Source organism: Subtercola boreus (assembly GCF_003399645.1).
Taxonomy (GTDB): domain Bacteria; phylum Actinomycetota; class Actinomycetes; order Actinomycetales; family Microbacteriaceae; genus Subtercola; species Subtercola boreus_A.
The window spans coordinates 1-1,352 of the sequence record NZ_NBXD01000059.1 but is presented as its reverse complement, the minus strand read 5'-3'; the positions used below and the strand labels follow the sequence as shown (position 1 = coordinate 1,352).

The following is a 1,352-nucleotide window of genomic DNA, read 5'->3' as shown; positions in this document are numbered from 1 at the left end:
CGGCCCGTGCGGCATGAGAAACTTGCATCTGCGAGATGCCTCTCTTTTCGGGTCCAATTGTCTCTGTGGTAAGAACAATTATCCCTGATCAGAAAGGTATTCTCCGTTTAACGCGCCGATCTCACCCCATGCCCCATCGGTGGATCCAGGTTAAGGAGGACATTCATACGCAGTGCTGTAGTCACTTGTAGGCCCAAGTTGCGGGTGAGGCGCCATCTCTCCTGGTCTTCGGTAGCAACCTCGAAGATGAAATTGAATTCCAAACAGGTGCGTGTCCGATGGGCGATCCGCGAAAAGACGCCGGCGGGGGAGCGCACTTAGCTGCTAGCTTGACCGCATGAGCGACCTCGACAGTATTGGAACAGGCGAAGCGCGGTCCGTGCCCGCAGCGCCGGCTGAGCCAATCGTGCCTCCCGTGACGGTCGCGGTTTCCGCGCCTCCCGTGACGGACGCGGTTTCTGCGCCTCCCGCGCAAAAATTCACCTGCGCACGCGCTAAGGCCTCAGTGGCTAAGTACTCCGACGCAACCGAGAAGAAGCGAATAAATAACGGCGGGAAGGCGCTGGGCAGGTGGGGGAAGTTTGGGATGAAAGTTCAGAACTGCATGCTGGCCGCAGCTGTTCGGGCGGTCAGAGACAGGGGGGACGACGGGCCTAATGGTTCTGAGGGTAATTGGGTGCTCCGGGTGACCTTACTTGTGGCTGTCTCGTTCATTGTTGGGATGTGGGTCCTGTTCGTTTTGCCGGTCGCTCAGCTTTCCGCGTTGACGATCCTTGGCGCAAACCCCAGCAGCGGGGAGGTTGCCCAAGCCGCCCTCCTTGCCGCAGAGCGGCAGCGGGACATTAGCCTGCACGCCCAGAACTATGCGGCGGCCTTTGCAGTAGGGGTATCAGCCTTGGCTATTTTCGCCGCAGTGCTCCGCTTTGTCTCGCACAACAATCCCTACAGGCAGGTCGACAGAACGGGCAAGGGTCTGGCGGTGATCGCGGCTGGTTTCAGCTTGGTCAGCGGATTGGTCGCTTTCTGGCTCCACTAGCGAGCATCCGTTCACCTCTACGCTTGTCGCCCCGTCACCGGAATCATCATCGGAAGGGTCTAACGGGATGTGCAGACACGCGGAATTTCAAGGAACTGGGAAACCGCCTTAGCCTGAATCCACCGATGGACGTTGAGGTGGGGTCGGCGCGTTAAACGGAGAATGCCTTTCTGATCGGGAAAAATAGAGCTTGTTGAAGGACCTATTGACCCGAGAAGGAAGGCATCTCGCAGGTGCAAGTTTCTCACGCCGCTAGGGCTGCTGTCGCATCATTTGATGACCCGAACCTCGTGTCGGCCGCTGGCCTGCTGCCGGT

General features: G+C 58.7%; 1 protein-coding gene. It reads left to right on the top strand.

The window, feature by feature from the left end; genetic code table 11:
* Positions 1 to 337: 337 nt before the first annotated feature.
* Positions 338 to 1,036 (top strand): hypothetical protein, encoded by a 699-nt coding sequence (locus B7R24_RS17430; RefSeq protein ID WP_147304101.1) that lies wholly within the window; start codon positions 338 to 340, stop codon positions 1,034 to 1,036.
* The last annotated feature ends 316 nt before the right edge of the window (positions 1,037 to 1,352 follow it).

Bases quoted from the DNA above. Each gene is read 5' to 3' on its own strand.
- B7R24_RS17430 (WP_147304101.1), top strand. From the start codon at position 338: ATGAGCGACCTCGACAGTATTGGAACAGGCGAAGCGCGGTCCGTGCCC.